Annotated in this window: 21 protein-coding genes and 1 pseudogene; 6 read left to right on the forward strand and 16 right to left on the reverse strand. The window is 40.3% G+C overall.

Features of this window, described 5'->3' with window-relative positions; genetic code table 11:
• Positions 1-139 precede the first annotated feature (139 nt).
• From tmk to SNR28_RS18555, 10 genes are all read right to left on the reverse strand, one after another.
• Positions 140-724: a dTMP kinase gene (tmk, locus tag SNR28_RS18510; RefSeq protein WP_375750021.1), complete on the reverse strand. Its 585-nt coding sequence runs from the start codon at positions 722-724 to the stop codon at positions 140-142.
• On the reverse strand, positions 712-1,968 hold the full coding sequence (locus SNR28_RS18515; protein WP_375750022.1) for a B12-binding domain-containing radical SAM protein: 1,257 nt from the start codon (positions 1,966-1,968) through the stop codon (positions 712-714). Before SNR28_RS18515 ends, tmk begins: the two co-directional genes overlap by 13 nt.
• A gap of 100 nt (positions 1,969-2,068) precedes the next feature.
• Positions 2,069-2,389: a hypothetical protein gene (locus SNR28_RS18520; RefSeq protein WP_375750023.1), complete on the reverse strand. Its 321-nt coding sequence runs from the start codon at positions 2,387-2,389 to the stop codon at positions 2,069-2,071.
• A gap of 63 nt (positions 2,390-2,452) precedes the next feature.
• Positions 2,453-3,037, reverse strand: a complete 585-nt coding sequence (locus tag SNR28_RS18525; RefSeq protein WP_375750024.1) for a hypothetical protein — start codon at positions 3,035-3,037, stop codon at positions 2,453-2,455.
• Entirely contained in the window at positions 3,024-3,953 is a 930-nt protein-coding gene (locus SNR28_RS18530; RefSeq protein WP_375750025.1) for a hypothetical protein, read from the reverse strand. Before SNR28_RS18530 ends, SNR28_RS18525 begins: the two co-directional genes overlap by 14 nt.
• Positions 3,946-6,657 (reverse strand): CHAT domain-containing protein, encoded by a 2,712-nt coding sequence (locus SNR28_RS18535; RefSeq protein ID WP_375750026.1) that lies wholly within the window; start codon positions 6,655-6,657, stop codon positions 3,946-3,948. Before SNR28_RS18535 ends, SNR28_RS18530 begins: the two co-directional genes overlap by 8 nt.
• Before the next feature lie 72 nt (positions 6,658-6,729).
• On the reverse strand, positions 6,730-7,503 hold the full coding sequence (locus SNR28_RS18540; protein WP_375750027.1) for a hypothetical protein: 774 nt from the start codon (positions 7,501-7,503) through the stop codon (positions 6,730-6,732).
• Between the two features lie 71 nt (positions 7,504-7,574).
• A complete protein-coding gene (locus SNR28_RS18545) occupies positions 7,575-8,696 on the reverse strand; it encodes a hypothetical protein (RefSeq protein WP_375750028.1) in 1,122 nt (373 codons plus the stop codon).
• Between the two features lie 313 nt (positions 8,697-9,009).
• Entirely contained in the window at positions 9,010-9,237 is a 228-nt protein-coding gene (locus SNR28_RS18550) for a DUF6765 family protein (RefSeq protein WP_375754117.1), read from the reverse strand.
• A gap of 21 nt (positions 9,238-9,258) precedes the next feature.
• A complete protein-coding gene (locus SNR28_RS18555; protein ID WP_375750029.1) occupies positions 9,259-9,609 on the reverse strand; it encodes a hypothetical protein in 351 nt (116 codons plus the stop codon).
• Between the two features lie 468 nt (positions 9,610-10,077).
• On the opposite strand from SNR28_RS18555, the gene SNR28_RS18560 reads away from it, so the two are divergent.
• Entirely contained in the window at positions 10,078-11,565 is a 1,488-nt protein-coding gene (locus tag SNR28_RS18560; protein WP_375750030.1) for a hypothetical protein, read from the forward strand.
• A gap of 181 nt (positions 11,566-11,746) precedes the next feature.
• Here the strand turns inward: SNR28_RS18560 and SNR28_RS18565 are convergent, their stop codons facing one another.
• Positions 11,747-13,654: a recombinase family protein gene (locus SNR28_RS18565; RefSeq protein ID WP_375750031.1), complete on the reverse strand. Its 1,908-nt coding sequence runs from the start codon at positions 13,652-13,654 to the stop codon at positions 11,747-11,749.
• Positions 13,655-13,732: 78 nt separating this feature from the next.
• On the opposite strand from SNR28_RS18565, the pseudogene SNR28_RS18570 reads away from it, so the two are divergent.
• Positions 13,733-14,011 (forward strand): annotated as a pseudogene (locus SNR28_RS18570) (carboxypeptidase M32); the annotation flags it as partial.
• A 72-nt stretch (positions 14,012-14,083) separates the two neighbouring features.
• On the opposite strand, the gene SNR28_RS18575 reads toward SNR28_RS18570, so the two are convergent.
• The 3 genes from SNR28_RS18575 to SNR28_RS18585 are packed head-to-tail and all read right to left on the reverse strand — an operon-like array spanning position 14,084 to position 16,784.
• Positions 14,084-14,752, reverse strand: coding sequence for a Crp/Fnr family transcriptional regulator (locus SNR28_RS18575; protein ID WP_375750032.1), 669 nt, complete (start codon positions 14,750-14,752; stop codon positions 14,084-14,086).
• 42 nt (positions 14,753-14,794) lie between these two features.
• Positions 14,795-15,322, reverse strand: coding sequence for a hypothetical protein (locus SNR28_RS18580; RefSeq protein ID WP_375750033.1), 528 nt, complete (start codon positions 15,320-15,322; stop codon positions 14,795-14,797).
• Positions 15,323-15,371: 49 nt separating this feature from the next.
• A complete protein-coding gene (locus tag SNR28_RS18585) occupies positions 15,372-16,784 on the reverse strand; it encodes an alkyl sulfatase dimerization domain-containing protein (protein ID WP_375750034.1) in 1,413 nt (470 codons plus the stop codon).
• A 139-nt stretch (positions 16,785-16,923) separates the two neighbouring features.
• Between SNR28_RS18585 and SNR28_RS18590 the strand changes: the two genes are divergently transcribed.
• A complete protein-coding gene (locus tag SNR28_RS18590; protein WP_375750035.1) occupies positions 16,924-17,430 on the forward strand; it encodes a hypothetical protein in 507 nt (168 codons plus the stop codon).
• On the opposite strand, the gene SNR28_RS18595 is transcribed toward SNR28_RS18590, so the two are convergent.
• Both SNR28_RS18595 and SNR28_RS18600 read right to left on the reverse strand, forming a co-directional pair.
• Positions 17,416-18,054 (reverse strand): Crp/Fnr family transcriptional regulator, encoded by a 639-nt coding sequence (locus tag SNR28_RS18595; RefSeq protein WP_375750036.1) that lies wholly within the window; start codon positions 18,052-18,054, stop codon positions 17,416-17,418. The two genes, SNR28_RS18590 and SNR28_RS18595, sit on opposite strands and share 15 nt — an antisense overlap.
• A gap of 141 nt (positions 18,055-18,195) precedes the next feature.
• Complete coding sequence (locus SNR28_RS18600) at positions 18,196-18,960, reverse strand: hypothetical protein (protein ID WP_375750037.1); 765 nt, start codon at positions 18,958-18,960, stop codon at positions 18,196-18,198.
• Between the two features lie 503 nt (positions 18,961-19,463).
• Here SNR28_RS18600 and SNR28_RS18605 point away from each other — a divergent pair.
• From SNR28_RS18605 to SNR28_RS18615, 3 genes are all read left to right on the forward strand, one after another.
• Positions 19,464-20,027 carry a CBS domain-containing protein gene (locus SNR28_RS18605; RefSeq protein WP_375750038.1) on the forward strand — a complete coding sequence of 188 codons (564 nt, stop codon included), beginning with the start codon at positions 19,464-19,466 and terminating at the stop codon, positions 20,025-20,027.
• A gap of 84 nt (positions 20,028-20,111) precedes the next feature.
• The gene (locus SNR28_RS18610; RefSeq protein WP_375750039.1) at positions 20,112-21,641 is read left to right on the forward strand and encodes a hypothetical protein; all 1,530 of its coding nucleotides are present in this window, start codon (positions 20,112-20,114) and stop codon (positions 21,639-21,641) included.
• Positions 21,642-21,762: 121 nt separating this feature from the next.
• Positions 21,763-22,719, forward strand: coding sequence for a diguanylate cyclase (locus SNR28_RS18615; protein ID WP_375750040.1), 957 nt, complete (start codon positions 21,763-21,765; stop codon positions 22,717-22,719).
• The last annotated feature ends 302 nt before the right edge of the window (positions 22,720-23,021 follow it).

Below are 23,021 nucleotides of genomic sequence, written 5' to 3' on the forward strand. Positions count from 1 at the left end.
GTTGTTTTTTAACCAAACATCTAAATTCGATTCATACATGAAGCTCGATTTTTCGTCGCATAGCGACGGCTCTATGTGTCTCGCAATCAGTAAGGTATAAGGCTGGGAACCTTGATTCCAGCTCCCAGCGTTCTTGACGTTAGAGCAAGCCCTCCTGACAAATGTTGTCCAATACCGTATCTACGATAGCACCAACACTTTGTGAAGCATCAACGCTAAGCCACTTGCCCACAGGCTCTGAATCACTCATCTGCTCATAGAGATTACGCAACGCATCATCCGCTTTCAGTGTTAATGTCTGACTATCCTCTGCCGTACAATTGTTTCTATTGTTAATTCTCTTTTTCCTCTCATGTTTCGGCAAATCAAGGAAAACCGTAAGATCAGGCTTTAGGAGATCTCTTTCTATTTCATGCAAATTGTAGTGTTGTCCATTGGTCATCCAGCAATGATAGACCTGAGTTGACAACCAGTAACGGTCTACCACTACGTTCTGACCAGAAGCTAGTAAGCTTTGAGCTTTATCAGCCACATTAAGCACTGTAGCCATGTAGAACAACTGCCTTGCCTTGAGATTATTCTTGAAAGCGGCATCAAGTTGTTTACGTGTACGTTTAAAGTCTTCTCCTGGTGTAGTTAACAACTTAGCGTTGAGCTTCTTTGCCAGGTGTTTTGATACTGTTGACTTACCCGCACCATCAAGTCCTTCGATTACGATAAACATTCTAATACCTCCTCAACTGGTAGTTTCTTCGCTATCTCTCTCATTGCTTTCCATTCTTTATTTGTGAAGCTGTCACTTTCGACAACATGCGGGATCCCTGAATCATCGATTTGGCCTTCTTTAATACCGTATAACTCTCTGTCATCTGATAGCTGCGTTCCTTCCAGCAGCATCAGTGGAAATGCCTTGATATTCGAGACATCACGACTCTGAAGGAAATGGACACTTTGAGTGAAACTATCTAGTGTTTGTGTTGGTAATCCATAGATAAGGCTAACTTCAAATGACATGTTTTTCTTTTTAAGCATTTCGATAGCTGAAGAAACTTTATCAATGTTGTTACGACGGTTAATCACAACAGATTCGGCCTTGATGGCAGTCTGTAATCCAAACTCAAGGTGAGTGTTAAGTTTTGAAAACAGATCTAACAGGCGCTCATTGATGTCCTCAAAGCGTACTTGAAATACCAGTTCTGCTTTCAATCCAATCTCTATTGCGTACTCCAGGATTTCATAGGATCTGCGTCCTTTGCGAAATATTGGATCAAGCACGTTTATTCGTTGGACATTTTTTTCTTTAAACAGGCGCAGTTCTTTTTTGATGGTCTCGGGTAAGAAACCGTAAACCTTGTTGTTTACTACATCACGATGAGCACAGAATGAGCAGGCATAATAACAGCCACGCTGGGTCTCCCAATGTATCATTGGTTGGTTCTCAATAAGCTCAATGGAACCATTTAAATACGGTGAATCAAGCGAACCAAAATCTACCTTATTAGTCAGAGTTAACTTATGGAGAAGTTTATCCTGCATAAAGGCCTCTGGTAGCGATACTTCTCCATAGCTTGGTAGATAGATATCACCACTAGGATAGAGTTTCTCACAAGTATCCTGATGAATTTGATACCCACCTAAGATGATATTTCCCTGAAAGCCTTTATTTCTGCATTCTTCAATCAAAGGCTCAATTAAATCAGTGTTCCATACGTAACACCCGATAGCTAAACCATGTAGCTCTTCCAATCTATATTGACTGTCGATTTCTTTAGTAATTTCTTTTACAGACGGGTTTTCCATTTTGTTTTCGTGCATTTCGACGGACAAGTGTTTTACTGAAAACTCGTCACCATATCGATGGTGTTGCTTACATGCAGACACCAATACTCCCGCAGCGAAGCTGGTCGCACTTTTTCCTTTCTGGGTAAAGTCGAAAGTAACTAATAGACATTTCTTATTTTTGTTCATCGCAAGATCCATAATCCTAATTCTGTAAAGTGGCCACGAAGTCTTGTGACGGTCTCAAGTACACACTTCGTAACCAGTAAAAAATAAATAACGTGGTTTATCAGAAGTGTTTGAAGTACTTTTCATAACCTTGCCGTCTGCAAAGTTTGAAAACTTGGTTGTGTTTCCTTTGCGAAAGAATCAAGCGAAAGCTACGTCCTATTCTGAATCGAATCAGGGATGGATTAGATTTGACTATTTTTCCACCAAACAAAGAGCATGGAGTGCCGTTAGCAATAGCGCTAACTACGCTGAGTGTTTTTTTACGGGTGGAGTCTGGCAGTTCACGCCAGATTTTTTTGTCGACAAGACAGATACAGTCAGAGCTAGATTTGGTGAGCTCCGAGCTGTTTGGTTGGCTTTTGAATACGATATTTTGCATATAGACGTACCTTTTTTTGTGTTGGTACGTCTATACGCATGAAAAAATGATTTTTTTCGCTTTTTATTTCAATGAAGGCAGCAAAACGACATAACCCACTGATTTTGCGTTATTTAAACTTTCAGTTAGATCGTCGTTTTTCACACCTCCATCTGCGAACGTGAGCATTACAGCTCCTTCATCAGGAGAGAATTCCCACCTATCATCAGAAGTGATCCAGCCTTCTGAGTCCTCATATCTATAATGTATTTGAATCTCTGACTCGCAATTGAACAGAACGATTTGCTCGCTACAAATCTCTATTATCTGCTGGTTCCCCCATTCGACAGTAACAAGAAGCGCATCCGTTATCCTGTCCTTCTCATTAAGTGATAATGCTAAGTCACCTAATAGCTCTCCTTCTCTTATCAGAGAGACTTTTGGAGAGTTGATAGACTTTTTAATAAAGCGCTTAGCTTGCTGGTAATGGTTTACAAACTGCGGCCACTTCGCAGCAAAATAGCAGAACCGATCCAAGTTTTCTCTACGCTTGACAGCCTCGCTCCAAACTCGCTCACGTTCAGGATCTTTAATCAGTTCTTTCCAGTCACCTGTATCAGTGTTTCGACCTTGAACCATCTCATCCAATGAAAGTTTATCTAATGCCATGTGAAATCTCCTTTCGACGGGGAGATTTCAACGCAGTAAGCTTGCCTCTTAGCTCTTCAATGTCTGTATAATCGTCGTTCTTGATTTTATATTGATCCAATAAACTCTTCCCCCCTACAGACTTGAGTAATACCAAACATAAAGGGCTTGGTTCATCGCAATAAACCCTATAAAAGTAATCGATAATTTTTTTCACGACGATTCTAATTTCACTCGTTGTATGGTGAGTCTCCCTTTCGTTTTTCTTCGCAGTGTACTGCGGCTTGTTTTCCCCTTTTGTTAAGTATTTGCTCTTATACACGTGAAAACCAGGGATATGAGGCTCGATATCAAGAAAGACACATAGATACCTAAATGAAGAATCCACTTTGTACTTGGTAGGACTTTTTTCTATGTGACCTTCCATGTCGTGTTCGACGGGCAGCCTTGCTTGACCTAATTCATCCAATAGCTTCTTGTTAGCATGAAGCCAAAAATAAACCATATTTGCTGCTACCAACTGACTATAGGTGCCAAGGCAACTCGAAAGCTTATTTAAATCAGCTTCAAGAGTCCCACCGTTCGTATGACTATCAATTATATCAATCTCATCATTTCCGAGTTTCTGAAGTCCAGCGAACGCCACCCCAGACTTTAGTTTGCACCAGTAATCAATTTGACTGAACAACTTGATATCACGAGGTATACCATCAGGTAGCTTTTTGTCTTCGAAATTATCAGATGAAAACATATCAATTATTCGATCTACTGCAATAGACTGGCTACCAAACGCCAAAGATATCTTTCGTTCATCAAAAACCTCGAGGGCCTCATATAACACCAACTCAATACACGACCTATTGCGCTCGAGGTATTGCTTACGACCTTCAACGCTCCAGTCAGTTATGGGCAATAAGTCTTCAATCACGTCAAGCATAATTCATAAATCCAGATTTTAGTTTTAGTTCGGCCAATTGACTTTTTATTTGGTTTATCTCATCTGCTGATAGGTCTATTTTGTCTTTGTAAACGGCTTGGTTAATATGCTCGGCAATACCACAAAACCTTAAACCAGCCCAAGAAGAAGGATGTAGGAATAATCTCTCTGCTTCTTTTAACTCATCCTCATTCCGCGACCCTTTTGCCTTCACTGGCCCCAACAGTCCATCCATAGTTTCATTACAACCCAGGGTACTTAGATATGACGGCAACCCTAACTCTCTCATTTTGCTTAGTTCAGCTTTTGCACCTTGTTTCACCCACCAGCGTTGAGCTGTAAGTAAAGCTCTTGATGGTGAGGTACCATTACTCATAAGTTGGTCATAGTGTGATTTGATATGGGCTGTAACAATATCAGGCAGCGCCCACAATGAACCGATTGAACTCACTGCCCCCCACTCTATCACCCGCATATCAAAGCCAAATGCTTCATTTACGGGAATAGAAAAGACGCTTAAAGGGATATTACTACCACTCTGGCAAGCCCAGAACTCTACACGCTCCATACCAGCAACTTGATTAACTAGTTCCAAATCGTTCAGGTCGAAATTTTTAGTTTTTAGCGATGGTCTATTAGGGAACTCATGTACACAGTGGCCATAATACGAAACTATTTCACTATTTTTCACTTCATCGACAAAATCACTCTTAGAGATATCACCCTTCAAATTAGATACATATTGGTTAGCAACATCGTGGAAACGTGTATCACCACCATTGATACACATGCTTCCACTTCTTTTGTTAAAATGCGTTACATGATTACAGAGGTAAAGGATAGTTGGGAGCCAATTTACCTCTTCTACTAGTGTGTATAACTCGCAACCTTTAGCTCCTGTTGCAGCCCACGGAATCTGAGAAGCAAAAAACGATGTTAGCAAACCAATACGCTTACAATCGTCAGGTAAGATTTTCCTCCAATCAACAAAATCTAAAGACCATTGTTCACCCGCTTGTTCTTCTCCTCGAATGTAAGCACCCATATGGTTTATTAAGCCATCGGGGACATTAACAATATGACCTTTGACAGCGAGTCTATTGTTTTCCATATTTGCGACTAGGATTAGCGCATCATCATACCCTTCCTCAATATCAATTCTTACAAGAGTTAAGTCGCTATGTGAGCTAAGAGCTTGCTCAAAATGTGCATTTTTTATGACCAAGTCACTATTTTTTTGATGTGTGAAACTTGGATCTAGCTCATAGATTAACTGTTCTACTTTTTGAAAGTCCTCAAGGCAATGTCCTGATTGCTTACGGAAGAAACCTATTGGATCCCTCTCGTTTAAAGCATTTATGAGTACTTGCGGATAGTTCTTTTCATTGAAAAAAGTCGTAGATTCAATTAAATCGTCTAGGATCCAAGGTGTTAGTGACCTTTCGTAACACGCTTGGATAGCAGGTTTTAGATTTTCTTCTTCCACATGTTCCAGCATTAATGCCAGCTCATTTAAATTAAACTGAGTCGAACCTAGTTCAAGTAAATCAGGCCACAGTTTAAGCCCTAGCTTTTCTGACGGCATTTTCCAGTGTTTGTCAGCACTTTCGCAAAAACGTAAAGCACTACAGTTTTCTAGAAATCGTAGAGCACCTAAAGCATCATCTTTTTGAATCAATATTCGTCCCAACCCAGAACAAGCTCTCTGTGCTAATGCTGCCAAGTTGTCAGATTCGGCGTCGTTACGGCAAAACCGACGATTATCCATTATCTCCGCTTGTTTTCTCTTTAAAGCCGTCACATTCATTTCAGTGGGATTCTCGTATGCCTTAGCTACAAGGTAGGTAATTTGTGTTTCAGGCTCAGAAAGATCGACTTTAGGGTTAACTGTCATAATCGCTAGAGGATCAAGCCCGAACTGTGGTGCTCTATCGAGAATGGTTTCGCATAAGTCTTTATGTTGTTGATATTTCGAAAAGTGCATCAATCTAGCAAAACTAAGCCCTAAAGCTTGCATGGGTGGAATCACCTCCATAAAAGAAGGCAAATTAACGCTATGATATGCAAGATATAATTCAACCGACTCAGCTTGAATTTCACATGCTCTCTGAGTCAACCCTTGGTCAAGCAAAACGCTGGCAAGATTAAAGTAAACTATCGAAAGTTGACCAATTTGGATGATCGCTGGAATTTTACTATTACTGAGTAGACCGACAGCCTTAAGGTGTAACGCCTGAGCTCTTTCGAGACAGTTAACACCATCCTCTGGCCATAAGTATTCAAGAGCAGCTCTTCGATAAGTTGCTGCTAATTGAGAGACACTCGAAGCATGTTTTTCTGGGTACTTCTGTCTTTCAGGCGTATCTATTGCACGGCTAAGATACTGAATAGCCTTCAATAGGTTTTGGGAAGTTCCACCTGGTAACTCTGTAAGATAAGTGAAATATAAAACGCCCAAATCATGGCAAGTAGATGCTCTAGCAAGAGAGTTTGTTGATGCTATCTTTAGAGCCTTAAGTAGTTGCTTTTCCGCTTGTATTAGCGAAGATCTATCATTTCGTTTAATCAGCCTTTGTGCTTCTTCAGTATGCTTCGACCATTTAGGTTTTAATCGTTTACGTTTCTGTATATCTTGCATAGCCAAATAACGATAGGCACTCTGTTCTTCTGCTTGTTGTTGAAGTCTCATATTCTCGTTTGTCATATAAACAGTTAATAATGGGTGAAAAGAGGTCGTTATTTTTCTGGTAGTACTAGTTGAAACTCTTCTCTCCACCTAAGTTCGTATTGAACTATATTTGTTAGTCAAATAACGGCTTCTATAGTCTAGAAGATTATCAATCTTAACCTTCCAATCTTTAGGCAACTCAGGTTCTAACCACTGAATATCATCCAACCAGTCAGGAAAATGTCGTTCGTCAAGTCCCCCGAGGCCAATGACGTTATCACCGTATAGATCAAAATGCCTTTTATAGAAGCATACTTTTATACTCTTCATTTGATCGGTAGGTTTAGAAAACCCTTTTGGAATTAACACAACATTTGATGCCGAAGTAAAAAGTCCATATGGCTCTGTTTTCGTATCAACAGTTTTAAATACTTCCTTTTCAAGCGTTCTCTCTGCTCTTTTATGAGCAAATACGTGTGCTAGTTCAAAGTTAGCAAGACCACTGGATGACCACATCCCAGCGGAACCACCTGAGTATGCTTTGTTTACTGATAGAAATGCCCAGATATGACGCGGAAATGTATTATCGTTAAGAATGGTTCCATCCAACGTATTTACATTATTCTTCCACTTTCCTATCTTTTCGCTGTTAATTGGACGCCTAAAACCTGGAAATACACAATCTGAATTTGGGTATAGGAAATTCTGACTGGTGCAGTTCCAAGGGCTAATCGACTGAAAAACTCTTTCAAAATTAACGTTTTGTTCCGAGATATACTTAACGATATCTGGATGGATGTGATGAGTGATTCGCCCTAAAAGCAAGGCCAATTCTCTTTCCATCGAACTTGAAAAATCTTTGTAACGAAAGTCTCTAGTCATTTTCTAAACGTCTACTGTTAACTATTTATACTATGCCAAGTCTCCATGACCATTTACTAGAAGGTGAGTCTTTATTCTAGTAATTCCAACTTAGAGTAATGGGATACCTTAACTACTGAATCAAATACAGATACCAGTGATTTGTTTTTTCTTGTTAATTGGCGAAAATATTCACATACACGCTTATCAACTGTAAATACATCTGTAACAATCGCGAATACACACATATGCTTATCCTGCATATTGCTACCATGAGCAAACTTCTCATATTTCATCGCGCTTTCAAAGTGATCCCATATTTCCCATGTAATTTGAGACTTATACGGGAGCTTTCTTTCTAGTTCTTCTGGCAAACCCAACGAACTCAGTATCACTTTAACTTGTTGATTATACGCAGCTATGTTCCCTAATTGACCAATTGATGTATTTGGAGTTACTTGATCAAGCCTTACACCTGCTGACAATACGAAAGCTTCGTATAGAGACATATCAGTACTAAACAAATCTATAGAATTGTTTAATACTTCCCTAATGAAATTAGTTGCAACTTCTTCTACGTCCGTTAGTTTCGGATCACCACTGATTTGCAAAGACTTACAGAGATTGCTTTCAAACTGCTGCATGCTTTTCAGCATATCATTTGGGCTTCTTAAACTACTGTCAAACAAGCTAGATAATTTTATTTTATCGACTTCTTTATCTCGCACATGGCCGATTGACTCAATTTCTTTGTCTCTCTGACTATGAGGAATTCCTAACTCACGGACATTCATATAGAGGTCTTGAAAACGCTCTACAAACTCACTCCCTTTTGTATATTGGATTAAGGACGCTTCGACAGCCTTTGCGAGCAAGTTAATATCATTACCTTCCCCAGCAAGAGTCAATGATACTTCGACTTTGTGAACATCTATGATTGAGCCAAGTCCAGCATTGGGATCATGGCTACTCAACCATGCGACATAAGGGAACTCAGTGAACAAAGACCAGCGGTTTAGCACGGTATTTATATCTTCATGCTGAAGTATTTCTAAAATGTGATGGTAAGTTACAAACGGTATGTACCCATTTACGATTAAATGATCAACTGTGCTTTTTGCTTTTCGGCGTAAGACTTCGCTTGTAGAGAAGTAGTCTTTTGCTATATCCCCAAAGATTGATGTATCGATAGAAATTAAATTTGATTTGCTCATAAGCTCCATTTACGGTTAAAAAGCAAAAAATAACCCCAACCTAATCAATCGTGCTAGGGTGCTGTGCTATCGTTATTTTTAATACGATTGTTAAAATTAAGGCAACAACTAAGTTCTTGCTTTTCGCTTCACATTCCATAAAAAATGACATGGGTTTGCAACTACTTTTGATTTGTAATCACTCCTTTATAAAACCGCCAAGTCATACCCCATCTTACGGAAAATAGATGATAGAAGCTCAACCCCAAAACGCTTATGCGCTTTTACGGCTGATTGGAACTTAAATCAATCAGTATCCTTTTTATTAATACCATCACTTTCTATACAGGGCACCCGCCAAAGAAGTAAAACGAGAATGATTATTTACTACCGAATCAATCTGTCGGTTATCTTCCCAGTTGTGGCACACCCTGTCAGGATGATGTTCCCCGTCCGCATGCCCAATATCAAGTTTGATGCCTAATCCGATGTTATTGAAATAGTCATACCATCCAACGAAGTTCTGGTGAGCCCATGTATCAACAAATGCATGGGTAGAAATTGGCTCAGTTAGGTTTAGGAACTACTGGCCTGCTTTCCACTTATAAATAAAGTATGTAATTAGGATATCAAACAGCAGATGAGTAGCGGTTGTCACATATGGGTGGCTTGCCGAAAACATACATGCATATAGGTCAAGTTGTTTATGGATATCATAAAGCGAACTTTGGGCTTCATACAGTTTTGGGAGGTTACTAATCACAAACAAGAACCATGCTAGCACAAACAGTTTCCTTTGATCAGTGGTTAACTTTTCTGCTCTTTGCGCTACGTAACCAATTATCCCAACTGCGACAACAATATAGATATTCCAGTAAATCATTACTATGTTTGATTGTGAAATAAATATCGGTATCCAGTCCTTTGCATCCATCTATAACTTCCCTAATTTGTCTAATCGCTTTTTGATATTAAACTTTGCATAGCTAACATAATTACTTTAGTTTTCATTAGTAATTAGATATATGATCGCCAGTATTATTATTGAGAATGAAGCACGGTTTATCTGATCATGTTTGTTAAATGAAAATCATCTTACCCCACACCATCATGCTGTTTAAAAGAGTATCGGCGATTCAGTTTAAAAAGTGACATAGAGGGATAATGTATGAGTTTCAGCTGCATATATTATTTTTAATTATTGATAATTTTATTTATTTCTTTTGAAATAGCACTCAGATCTTTAGTGCACCATACTATCAATCGAAATCGTCATAAGTACTTTTGATTACGGTATTTCTAACCTATCATTCAAGATGAAATCAATAGAGAACTAATATACAACCTGGATCGCAGTATCAGTATTTCCAGCGTCTTATTTATTTGACTAGGAATCATAGATATGACTGCAAAACTGTTCACCATCGGCGATAGCATTTCACAAGGTTTTATGTCAGGAGCAGCCGCAAACACTCACCAAAGCTACAGTACCTTACTTGCGCAAGCGATGAACATAAACGACTACCGTTTCCTCAATTGGGATCAACGTTACAAAACCAAGTTTGATATGGAAAGGATATTTCGTAAGCTTGAGAAACGCTATGGTTCTGATATTCGAGGGCTTGAATGGATCGGTGTAGCTCCCACAATTAATAATATATTGGATGAAGCAGAAGACTACTTCGAGCGAGGTGATGGTATGCTTGGGAATGCGGTCTCGTCTCCTCATTCTACAAAAGGCTTTCACAATGTCTCCGTCGAAGGCATGGATGTTGGTGATGCATTTATGGTTACCCCAAATAAATGCCGTCAAGCCATTGAAGAAAACATGAAGAAAAACCAGAAGGATAATTGGCTAGAAGGAGCAAGTGCACCTTTCTATCGTAATGCTTACCGCGTACTTAATCCACTTGGAGATAGTGGTGAACAAAAATTTGGCGATTATTCCGCTGTTAGTTGGTTAAAGCATGTTGCTGAAGATGAAGGAGTCGAAAACCTTTGCCTATGGCTCGGTGCCAATAATGCTCTCGGTACTATACTAGACCTTAAAATTAAGCCTAGTCCGAACAAATCAGAACCTGCCTGGAAGGTAGATAGAAGCAAACGACTCAACTGGAACCTGTGGCATCCAAATGATTTTCGTGATGAATATAAAGAGTTGCTAGAGAGAATCGTCGATGCAATGCAGTCAAATGTTCATAAAGATTGGCATGTATTTATCGGAACTGTACCATTAGTCACGATTGCCCCGCTAGTAAAGGGGGTTGGCCAGCAGAGAATAACACGAGATCCTTCAAACCCTACCAATCAAAGTCTGTATTATCAGTACTATACTTATTTTCCGTTGTCTTTAGATTCCGCACTAGCGTCCAACAAGCTTCTGAATTTTGAACAAGCCCTGTTTATAGACGAGACGATTACAGAATTTAATCGTATCATACGCGAGTTGGTTGATATGGTTAACAAGTCTTTCCAAGTTAATAGATTTCATATTGTAGAAGCTAGTGATAGTCTTTCGAGAATGGCATGGAAGCGAAATATGGGCAAACCTACGTATGAATTTCCAGACGAACTAAAATACATATATCCAAGAATCAACACCAAGTATTACCATGTTAATACTGACGGCGATATTGAGAAAGGCGGCATTTTCAGTCTTGATGGCATTCATCCTACAGCAATAGGGCAAGGTTTGATTGCTTGGGAGTTTTTAAAAGCAATACAAAAAGTTCGCCCAACCCTGTCAGGGTGCAAGTTGGACTGGGAAGAAATAATTGCCAGCGACACTCTCAGAAGCAAACCAATAACTCTAATGCATGAGCTTTATCAACATGATAAGTTTATTGAGGTTTTTGCCAAAATTGCCAATATGATTAGGTGTAAGGACTAGTCAATAGAGCCATTATAGATAAGATGTGTGATTCATAGACATCCTTTCAACTATACTGGATGTCTATGGACAGAGAAGGAAATGTAAGGGCTAGACAAGCTAACCGTCGAAATATTCATGCGTAGCATGGTACAAATAGTCGATACGACCCGTTAGCTGAAGAGCCGCTTCATTACACCCATCAGATTGATGACAGATTATCGTCCTCATCTCCCAGTACAGAATCTATAACGTCATCGTCAATACAATCTAAAAATGCCTTTGAAATTTCTTCTGCGGCAACCGAAGTTAGCCATAGATTTTCAGCGCTAGAAGGATCATTGTTTGGACTACTATCCTTTTCGAATAGTTGTTGCAATGTATCCCAGCCTTCGCTGTTCCATAATTGCAATTGTTCTTCAGTGAAACTGCCCAATGATTCGTCAGCAAAATCATCACATATCTTAGAAAACAATAACTCATTGGTTTCAGCGCTTACAAAAATAGATAAGGTCTTGTCGGTGTAAAATTCTACATCTACCACATTAACCAAAGAATTATTACAGATATTTGGATATCCGTAGCACTCCAACTTTTTCTTTTCCATATGCACTGAAATCTTTCGAATACACTGCATTAGAATGCTCTTTACAAACTTTCTTGCTTCGTTGTTTTGGTAATCTCTCGCATCATTAACTTTACCGATAAAGCTCTTGATATCCTCAGGGCTAATTTCATGCTGCTTAAAATCTGATTTCTGCTGAAGCAGTTCTTTTTTTTCATTTTCAAGATTTTTGTAGTCTTCCTTCAGTTTCAATTTGGTTTTTGGGTCTTTAACAAAGCGGAACATTTCCATAAAATTATTTATTTCAATCTCAATATCTTCCAACCTTTGGGAGTTTTTAATAATATCTTCAGGCTTTACCTGTGTGTTGATTAAGTTGTAATCAATATGTCTTGCTACTGAAACCAAAAATGCATCTTCAATGTAATCTTGTACGATACTTTTACAGCAGTTCTCCGTTTCCTTATGCTTGCTACAATGTAGTCTTCTCCTGATACGATATTTTTGCTTTTGGGGTTGTGAACCTACACTGCTGCCACATTTGGCACAGAATGACTTCTCACCATAGTCTGTGAGCAAATACACTAACCCACCTTTATTACTCTTATCCCCTTTGTGAGCTCCCGACCGCCTTTTTTTAATAGCTTGCATCGACTCAAAATCATCAGTACTCATTATTTCTGGATAATATGACTCTAAGGTATATGCCTCTTTTTGCTTTTTGCCGTCTTTAAGGTATTCCAACTTAAATTTGTGCCTACCACATAAAGCTGCATTGCAAAAAATTGAAGATAAAGTTGAAACACCCCAAACATCTCCGCCTTTTGGAGCTTTTATACCTAAGCTATATAACTCTCGACTTATTGTTCGAAGCCCTTTACCTTGAATGTAATACATATCTACTAACAAACGGATTGTTTCCTCATGTTGATTTAACTGAAATCCAGTTTTGATTTTCTTATGAGGGCTTGGTTTTCTGCTGATCCAAAATGGAATAGATCCAGCCACATCTGCAACTACTCCACTTTCGTGTTTCAATATTTCTGCATGTATGAAGTCTACAGATTTTTCAGTTTTTATTAGCGATTCCTTATGTGCTTGAATCATTAATAGAAGCGACTGAAGCATTGTACTGAACGGATCCTTTGCGATAGTCTCCTTCGAGTAAACTTGCTCATCGGCAGCTGTAACAACTTTAATGTCAGCATCAACTAAAGCCGCTAGAGTTGCTTGTGCAACGTATGGTTGTTCTCTACTTAACCTGTCAAGCGACTCTACAATTAGTACCGAACCAGGCTTGATGACTTTATTCTCTACTGCTTCTAAAAATATACCCAAGGCTCCTTTTGATTTGTGATGACCGTGAAAGGCAGATAGCCCTTTATCTGTCATCACGAAATCTTCATTAATGGGTAAATCAAATTTTTCAGCGATTTCTTCGGTTAGCTTTTTCTGTCTAGCAAGTGAACGTCCTTTCTCTTGTCTCATGTTCGAAAAACGTCTGTATGAATAAATTTGAGGTTGAGAATGCGATAAATTCAGCATCGTATAGTGTTCCAATAATCTAATTTACAAAAAGTATGACTGTTCAATCAGCATCAGTCTATACTAAACTCCTAATAAATGATGAGTGTTCACTGGACAGATGGCGCATTCGGGTATTTCCCAAGCTACACATTAGGCGCAATGTATGCCGCTCAATTTATGGCTTCAATGAAGCAGAACGTAGATGTCGATGGCGCGATTCGTAGTGGTGATCTTTCTCCGATCTTCAATTGGCTTTCTGAGAATATCTGGAATAAAGGTAGCCTTCTGACAACTGACGAGTTAGTGAAGCAAGCTACTGGGGAGACTCTGAACCCTGCTATTTTCAAGGCTCATTTGGAAAACCGCTACCTATAACAATACCTGAGAGAACGGTCTGATAGACTGTTCTCTCATTAAATTGTTTTATCTAATTGAAATTTCAGAACTTTACAAGCTACAATCTTCACCAACTTGCAGATTATTGACAACGTATCCACCCTCCACTTCTTCAAGCCCTCCTTGCTCTATTAACTTCTTGATTTCTTTACTGACTGTATTTCGTGACATGTACAGTAAAGAGGCGAGGCTTATTAAGTTGATTGCGGCAACATTGTTATCAGACATCTCCGCTATTACCTTTACAGCACGGCACACTTTCTCTGTGTTTGATTTCATCGCCCTAAGTTGAAACAAGGTATGAAAGACTCGTTGTTTTTTAGCCAGAGAGACACCAAGAAAGTTAGAAAACTCAATACACTCTTTAAGAAGCACTTCACAAGCAGAGAATGACACCTGCAGAACCACAGAGTTTTTAGTAGCCAATATATCGGCTAAACAATCTTCCCGAAGTAATAACTGAACCTCATTCAAAGCAGTTCCAGGCGTAATTATGCTAAAAACACTATTGGCGCGTTCAATACAAGAAGAACTTAAACCAAAGCGACCTTCCAATGGAAAAGTTAAGAAATCCACTGTCTGCTCTTTAAACACTACGAAACTCCCTTTAGCAACAGGTCTTACCCTTCCTAGTTCCAGTAGTTTCGTCGCTAATTGATGGCTGACACCATATTTTTCTATCAGGGTTTCAAGACGATTCATGACAACTAGGCCACTCATTTTATTGAGTGGCCTCCATTAAAATTAAACAAAAAGACAGTTCTACTTTATGGTGTGAAGAAACTTACAGGACTCATCACCTTCTGTTAGGAGTGCGATAATTCCAACGTTATATTTTTCATTTATCGCCTGGCCTGTCCCCTGCTCCATTGCAGTAACTATATGGCGACAAAAGTCACTACGGCACTTCTCATCACTGGTCATTCTCATCAGGTCATCACATACAACACAGGTAGTCTCAACTCTTATGGCGTTGCCTTCTGAGTCGTTATCCCAATGACCTTCTACTCCTAATATCGGATCTTCATAATCATGATAAGACCCGACGGACTGAGCATCAGAGATGTCAATATTCATCTTGTTAATCAAGTAAGACGAACGGTGATTACCATACTCACGAAAAGCAGGAACCCAGAATGACTGCCATGCCGCTATCCCACCTTTTTTATGTTGGCGTATCAGGTAACGAACTAATAGTGAGTTGCCGCTTCTGAGTGCTCGCCTTACTAGTGAGCTTTTCTCAGCCAAACGCATCATGGTGTGCAGGTAGATAGCAAATAACTTTTTCATAATTCACCCAAACTGGCCTCATACAGTTTTGTATGAGGCCACGACTTGATTAGTACTCACCAGTAAGAATAATTGGCAGTTCGATTTCGCCTTCTAGCACCAATGCGTGTGTCAGCATCCAGTTACGGGTGTTAGATGCCGTTGCTTTCTGAGCCATTGCTCTTAGAGAGTCTGCCTTCACTTGTTTTGCTGCTTCGTCACCAGAGCGGATAGCGTAGGTTGCAAGCTGTGCCGCCCACTGATGATCGTTGTCTACTTGAGCCTGTTTAGCCAGTTCTATTACCTTACCAGTACCACCCATGGCTTCGACCATTTTCTCAGCTTCTACATTTCTTGGCAGTGGGTGAAGATCGATAGAGTCATTTCCGAACCAATGCATTACATGGTTGTAGTAACGACGCACATGATATGACCACTCACCATAGTTTTCTGCTACCCAAGGTGAGTCCGCAATTTCTTCTGGGATAGTCACAGCATATTGAAGTTCATCAGGTGACATGCCTGCACCAATGGCCTTTTCAGTGTCTGAAACCAATGCGCGTGTAGCGATTAGCTGATGTTCTAGCTGCTCTTTGAACACGTCACCAGCCACAGGTTTGCCATGCACTTTTAAGCTGTGTTCGATATCTTTCGACAACAACCATTCAATAGCAGCTTCCATGTGACTGATATCTCGCCAGCGGTCACCACGTAAAGTCGAGTAATTGAACAAACCATGAGCCCAAAAAGTGTTGTCTACACTTACTTTTTTCTCTGGTACATAAATGCTGAGCCCATCAAGCGTATCGGTGTGTGCCTGATGAGTAACAAACTCCATACCGTCAATAACGATTGTGGTTTCTTCATCGCCAACTAACATCGTAGGAGGTGTATAGGATTTCATTTCTTCTGGGGTAAAGTCCACATTCACAAGCCCTGTCACAGATGGAGAGTCTGGACCTTCAGCAGGTAAAAATGAGCCAAGTTGAATGCCACCACGGATTTGACGGACTTGTGCCATAGGGGAATCAGTAGAAAGTGCAGCGCCTAGCTCTGCCTTGTGGTTTTCATGCGCGACAACAATGGTGTCCTCAGATACATTCCAGTTACCAGCACCCACGATGTAGTGCCAGTGAGTGTAAATAAGACCAACTACGGGTAGATTTGCAATGTGCTCTGGTAGCATAGACATTGCTTTCTCGGCATACGCTCTGCTCAGGCCACCATCAAAAACAACAATACCGTTTTCAGTCTCGACAACGTTTACGTTGTCCATTCCCATCCCAGTGAGTGACCAAACACCAGGTGCCACCTGGTATGCACCATCAGTGTATTGTCCATCTTTAGCATTCAGGCTTTCTTCCACAATTGCGCCTGTAGGGCTGACCACGCTTTTTTCACCTACAGATAATGAAGTATTCGCCATTACAGACGTTGATAACACTGCTGACATAACGACAGCCAGCTTAGATAGTTTAGACATGTTTATTTTCCTGTTTTCATTAGGTTGAATCCAGAATAACAACATGTTTGCCGTCCAAAATTGCGGAATGCAACTTTGGAAAAATAAGTTCAAATTATTATTGCCTCACTACTTATATTGGTGACAGTAATGGTGAGAAATGTTTAAGAAAAGTATTGTGATGCTGCTAAGCCTGGTTGTTTCATTAACCACTCTAGCCTGCCCACTACATTTTGGGTTTGACGGATTTGAACAAGAAACCATTCCTGGAGCAGACAAAATGAAATTCGCAACCATCTTCTATTCGAAACACGGTGATATCGAGGAGCCAACAACCTTGCCACCAGGGCCAACTTTCCAAAGAGCTTCCTGGTGGTTGAGTTTATTAGCAAATAATTTAAAAGATCCCGCTTTTGAGTCAGCCTATATTATCTTGATCGACATTCCATTGTGGTCTCGGGTTGACCCAGAAAGTGCGAGAGGCATATCCATCGATATTCAGCCACCGGAGGCCTTATCAAAAGTAATTCTAATGACTCAAGCCAGTTTGAGTGCCGTTGTAGAGAAAAGAATTTCCATTTCAGAGGCCATAGAAAAAGGTTTAGTTAGCTTCCATGAAGCTGAAACAAACACCAGAGAAGCATTCACGAACCTACTTATCGACTAGTTGAACACTTCCATAAGCATTTATTATTAAACCTTCCTCTTCGAGGTTTTTAAGCACTCTATGCACCCTATGTTTACTGACAGCTAAATAAGAAGCTAATTTTTCTGCCGTGATAGAGACTTGATTGCCTTCATCTTTAAGGCGCTCAAGTCTCTGCAAGACTCTTTCGTTCAAGGGCAACAATAAGGCAGTAGACAGCAACCTTTCTGCTATTCGATACAACGAAGCTGCACATAGACCTGCTATCAAGGTTGCTTCACGACAAAGCTCAACATCAGCTCTAAGTCTCGAGTATGGAATAAATAACACTGTGCAATCAGTTACCGCCACTACAGCAGCTGGAGAAATACCACCATCTATAAACGCAACTGCGTTGATTAAACTATTCGAAGAAAACTTTTCTGGGATAAGCAAATCACCATCATCTGAAACAATTTCAATCTCTGCTTCACCAGACAGGATAAAGCCCATTTTATCAAGCTCTACGTTTTGAAAGACTATCTGCTCCCCTGCTTTATAGGTTTTTCTATGCGGTGTAGTCATGAACGATTTATAAAGGACAGGATATAAGTCTTCACTTAGCAACAAACTGAAAGACTCGTATGGGTCATACCTTGTATCCATAACATTCCCTCCACTTAGAAATATGTTCTCATCAAACGAGCCGGCATTAGGCAGTTACGATGATACTTTAACAATACGAAATATGAAGACTTTTTATATTTAGAACACAGAGCTTTCGGGCCTTATGGTGATAGGACGAGACTAAAGTTGATAATTTACTTCTAAGCGGTGCTCACCATCCATAAAGTCATCATGCTCAGTCCAATTGGCAAAATATCTTACGTTCAGTCGCGGATTAATTTGATAAGAAGCGGCAAACTCATGCGCGAGAAGTTCTGACTCTCCAGCCATTCCCTGATTCTTGAAGTTATCTGACCCAGATAAAGTCGACATCCACATTGGATTATAATTTAGCCAAATTGTGTCAGTAATATCGAGTTTGCCATAGGTTCCGATAACTGCGAATGTACCAGGAATCGAATACCCACTAATTACATCACCATTATCGCCAACAACATTGTTACCAAATGACGCACCTACTCCAGCCAATGGGTAGAACTGTATTGGTCCAATTTTTGGGAGTGTCTGAATAACACTGTAAGAGAGAGTTCCGCTTTCATTAGCAAAATCGTAATTAGCATCAATTTGAGACCCACGACCATTAGTCAAATCCGCACCAAACCTTCTAAATCGAAATGAGTCAACGCTATTGTTCGCGTCATCATCCCAGCTAAAGGTCTCCCCCATGAATCCCTTAAGCTCAAACACGTTCATACCCATGGTGTTCTCATTTCCAGTATCGAATGTTTGACCTAACTTAAGGTTCAAGCCCCTGTCTGTGTAGCCCACTCCTATCTGAGTGTATACAGCTAACGGGTCGGACATATCTTGTACTGCATCACTTTCACTTGCCATTGAGACAGTAGCTACTGTAGATAACGCTAACACACTAAACAACTTTGTCATTTTACGCCCTATTCTGGTTTCATTATCTACATGAAACTAACAGCTAAGCTAAAAACATGTTGCACTGTCAGTGCAGCGATTCATACATCTCGAGCCTAATATCCTCAGAGTTCATAAGATTCAAATACTTAATGCTCATATGAAATAGCTCATGAAATACTTAGTTACACTTACACAGTATCAGTTTTTCTGATATCTCATATCAATCTACAGCTCGGTACAATCAACACCCCAACCATCTGTTTTATATAGTCTTTCCTCTTCAAGCCTGCAGTTCCTCATCAAAGCGACGACACACATTAAATAGCCCCTATTTATGCCTACTTTTGTTCTTACTCGTCCTCATGAATAACTAACCTTGTTTTTGTCATACAAAATCAAAAAAATTGAACAACGGTGTAAGAGGAATCAATTTCACTGATTTAGCATCGCTATTTACTATTTTTTGAGCAGCGATGATTTATCAAAGCTGCTTTTCATCCCCCCAATTTTAGGAGAAGACGATGAGTAGTTTATTGATAGTGAAAGATATAGTGAATGAGAACGCGACTACCCTGAGACCAGACATGCCTTTGGCATCCGCTATAGATATTTTATTGAACAGCAAGTCTTACGGTGCGCCTGTCTGCGACTCCACCGGAATTCTGGTTGGTTTTTTGTCCGCACATGACGTAATGGTTGAGATGTGGTGCCAGGACTATCAACCTGATACAGATATAAAAGTTCAGGATCTGATGAAGACAGACCTAGTAACTTTGGATATCAACGCATCTCTTACCGATGTACTTGAATCTGTCGCACTGGACAAAGAACAACTTTATCCAGTTACTTCAATGGGCTATGCCACACAGCTCTCTTCTTTATCCGTAGAACAACGAGCAAAAGAGATGAAGGTAAATAAACCGCAGATTTTGCCAGTACTAAATCAGGGAAAGCTATCCGGCGTTGTATCTCGCCAAGAGATCTTAATGTCTCTTCGCACCCTTTTTCCTGAAGTTCCACTTCCAAAAAAAGATGACGCAGAAGAACAAGTTGTTTCAAAGGCTCACCCAAACGCGGTTGTATGAACCAAATATTACCCAAATACACACTCAGTTGAACTGAAACAGCAGGCACTGAGAGGACATTTTTTAAGTTAACGCGGAGTTAAAATGGAACAAGTTTTCCACTTATATGCCTTAAACCATTTCTTTCTGGCGATGATGATCCTGATCATCATGGTTCTCGTCGCTCGAACTCTCGTCGCAGGAACAAAATACTCTTCACTGCTTGTGATTGTCGTGTTTGGTTTAGGGCTTGGTTCACTGCTGGTAAAAGGTGGTATGACACCACCAGGTCTGGGGGAGTTTCCCGTTGTCGTTTTGATTAGTCAGGCAACTGTCATAGCCTTGATTGCTTCCTTTTTTGTTGGCGGTCAGGAGATCAAGCGCCTGTTGTCAAAAGATGTACTCGCAGAAGGCAACCTTATCGAACCTTCTCAAAAAGAAATCGTTGTGGGTACCAGTACTACTCAACTAACGTATATTGGCCGTGCATTTTTGTTACTGGTCGGTATTCAGACTACCGATGTGCTGATTGCAGGCAAAGCGAGTGAAGTCATGCTAGGTGAATCCTATCTGTTGCTTGCTTACGTCTGTCTTGCTGCCGCATTTATCTGGCTAGATGCTGGGGCAAACATTCGCAATAAATCGCTGTACATACGTAAAGGTTTTATAGAGGTCGTGACAGTTCTGGCTGTACTGACCCTGTCACGAAGTATTGCAAGTACCGTAGAGGAGTACATTAGTTTACCGCAGATCTTTTTTGCGATGATTCTCTCTTCAAGCCTTGGCATGCTACTACCTAAATGGAAGTTAGGTCCAACAATGAATGCCCTTCTCTTTGCGGGTATTCCACTAGTATTGGCTGGAAGCTTTATTGTTGGTGGCTCTCATATGCTGGAGGCATTTGCACTACCGGGGCTTCAGAGTGTTATTGTGTATGGCTTTGCAGGTCAAGTCTTCTGGATGTTTAGTGGGTTAGCACTATTGATCTTTGTAGGATACGCAAACCACGTACGCAATCTGGCTCCGGGAATGGCAGGAGGCCTTTCTCATACTGGCCTTACTGGTGCGTGTACAGCTGGTGATTTTGGTAATACCGCAGCATCCCGCGCGCCAATTATGATTAACATTCCTTTTGTGGGACACATCTTTGTGTTCACCATACTGGCAGCAAGTGCAGAGGCTGGTACGCTGATGACACATTGGACGCTTCCATTACTGCTTGTTGGAGCGGTCTTCGTTGTGTTGTCATTAAGGAACCTGCGTAAAGCGAACGGATGTGAGAGCACCGAGGTAAAAGGCCTTATGCAGTTCTCTCTGGGCTGGCAAATTATGGCAGTGTTTGGCAGCTTCACGATTCTGGCGTTCGCTGGTATGTCTTTGGAACACGCATCAATGGCGGCATCTTCAGGCCTGTCGCATTTTGGCCTATTTGCCGCAGTGCAGGAAGGGATGTTTGGTGCAACAGCTGCGAGCCTGATTACTTTTACCTTCGCAATGACATTTCTGGTTCATCCACTGGTATTCAGTATGTTTGGTAAAGCAGCGGAAAATGGTGGTCAGATGGCTAAGAATCTGGCGCTAACCTTTGCGATTCTAGGCCTGACCGGAGTGATATACGCTATCTATCTAGTGTAAATAAAAAAGGTGGGGTGCGTATTTGTAGCACCTTGCCTGTATTTTCAGAGTCTATCTATAAAGATTTACAACTAGCCAAGCGAGAACTAATCTTAAATAGTAGCTGGCAAGGTCGTCGATTATGATAAACACAACTTCAAAGTCAGATAAAAACTTCTCTGCACTCCTCAGCGCAATACCTGACAGAGTGTTTGTGATTTCTTCTGAAGGCGTATTTTTAGATGTATTTGGTGGGTCAGATACGAATGTCGTGTACTCATCAAGTAAAGTTCTGGGCATGTCTTTTAATGATTTGTTTCCAACAGCAACTTCATCAAAGTTTCAAAAGGTGGTTCTGAAAACCATAGAAACTCAGTCTACACAACAGTTTATCTATCACTTTGATCCTGAGAACTTCCCTCCTCTGCCAGATGGTATAAGGCCGACTACAACTCAATGGTATGAGAGCCGTGTCCATCCGCTTCCTGAAGAATACAAAAATAAAAATGCCGTTATCTGGGTTGTCCGAAATATTACCGATTCAGAAGAGCTAAAACGAAAGTTAAAGCGTCATGCAACTATAGATGACCTGACTGGTGTAATGAATAGGCGTTCTTTTTTAGATTCTGCTGAGCGTGCTCTTAGTTCAATGAACCGCTTTGGGGAACAAGCCTCTCTTTTGATGTTAGATATCGATAACTTTAAGAGCGTCAATGACGTATACGGGCACCATGTAGGTGATCAAGTCATTCGGGGAGTGGCATATATTCTTATCGACCATGTTAGAGACATAGATATTATTGGCAGATTGGGTGGTGAAGAGTTTTCCATCATTCTACCCCACACAGATGAGAAAGAAGCTTCTCATGTCGCAGATAGGATCTGCACAGAAGTAAGAAACACCTGCTTCGAAGATACGTCTCCACCGCTTAATACGACCATCAGTATTGGCGTAACAGAAATACAAAACTCTGATGACGAGATAAAGCACGTTCTAAAAAGAGCTGACAAGGCACTCTATTTCGCGAAAAACACCAATAAAGATAAGTTTGTACTCTATTCTGATTTACAGAAACCAGCTAAAGAGTTCAAAGTTTAACTTGTTTACAATTCCACGTGAGAAGTTAAGTCCATTAGACACAGTTAATATATGATCGTTCTTGATTTTCACCTCATTTACTTGCCTTCACTAGGCTAACACTAGCGTTGTCCAACAAACCTATCATTTACTCCAAAAATCACAACCAAAGGTAGATAACATAGCCTTATTTTTTAAATTGGACTCAGATCTCAGTATTAACCACCAAATGTGATTGACATCACATTAAATCAATCGAATTGACTTAGATCAATTTAAATTCACCTTAACCCGTCCAGTATCCCGCCGTTTATTTGCAACAC

Origin of the sequence: Vibrio iocasae, assembly GCF_042245395.1 — a bacterium.
Classification (GTDB): Bacteria; Pseudomonadota; Gammaproteobacteria; order Enterobacterales; family Vibrionaceae; genus Vibrio; species Vibrio iocasae.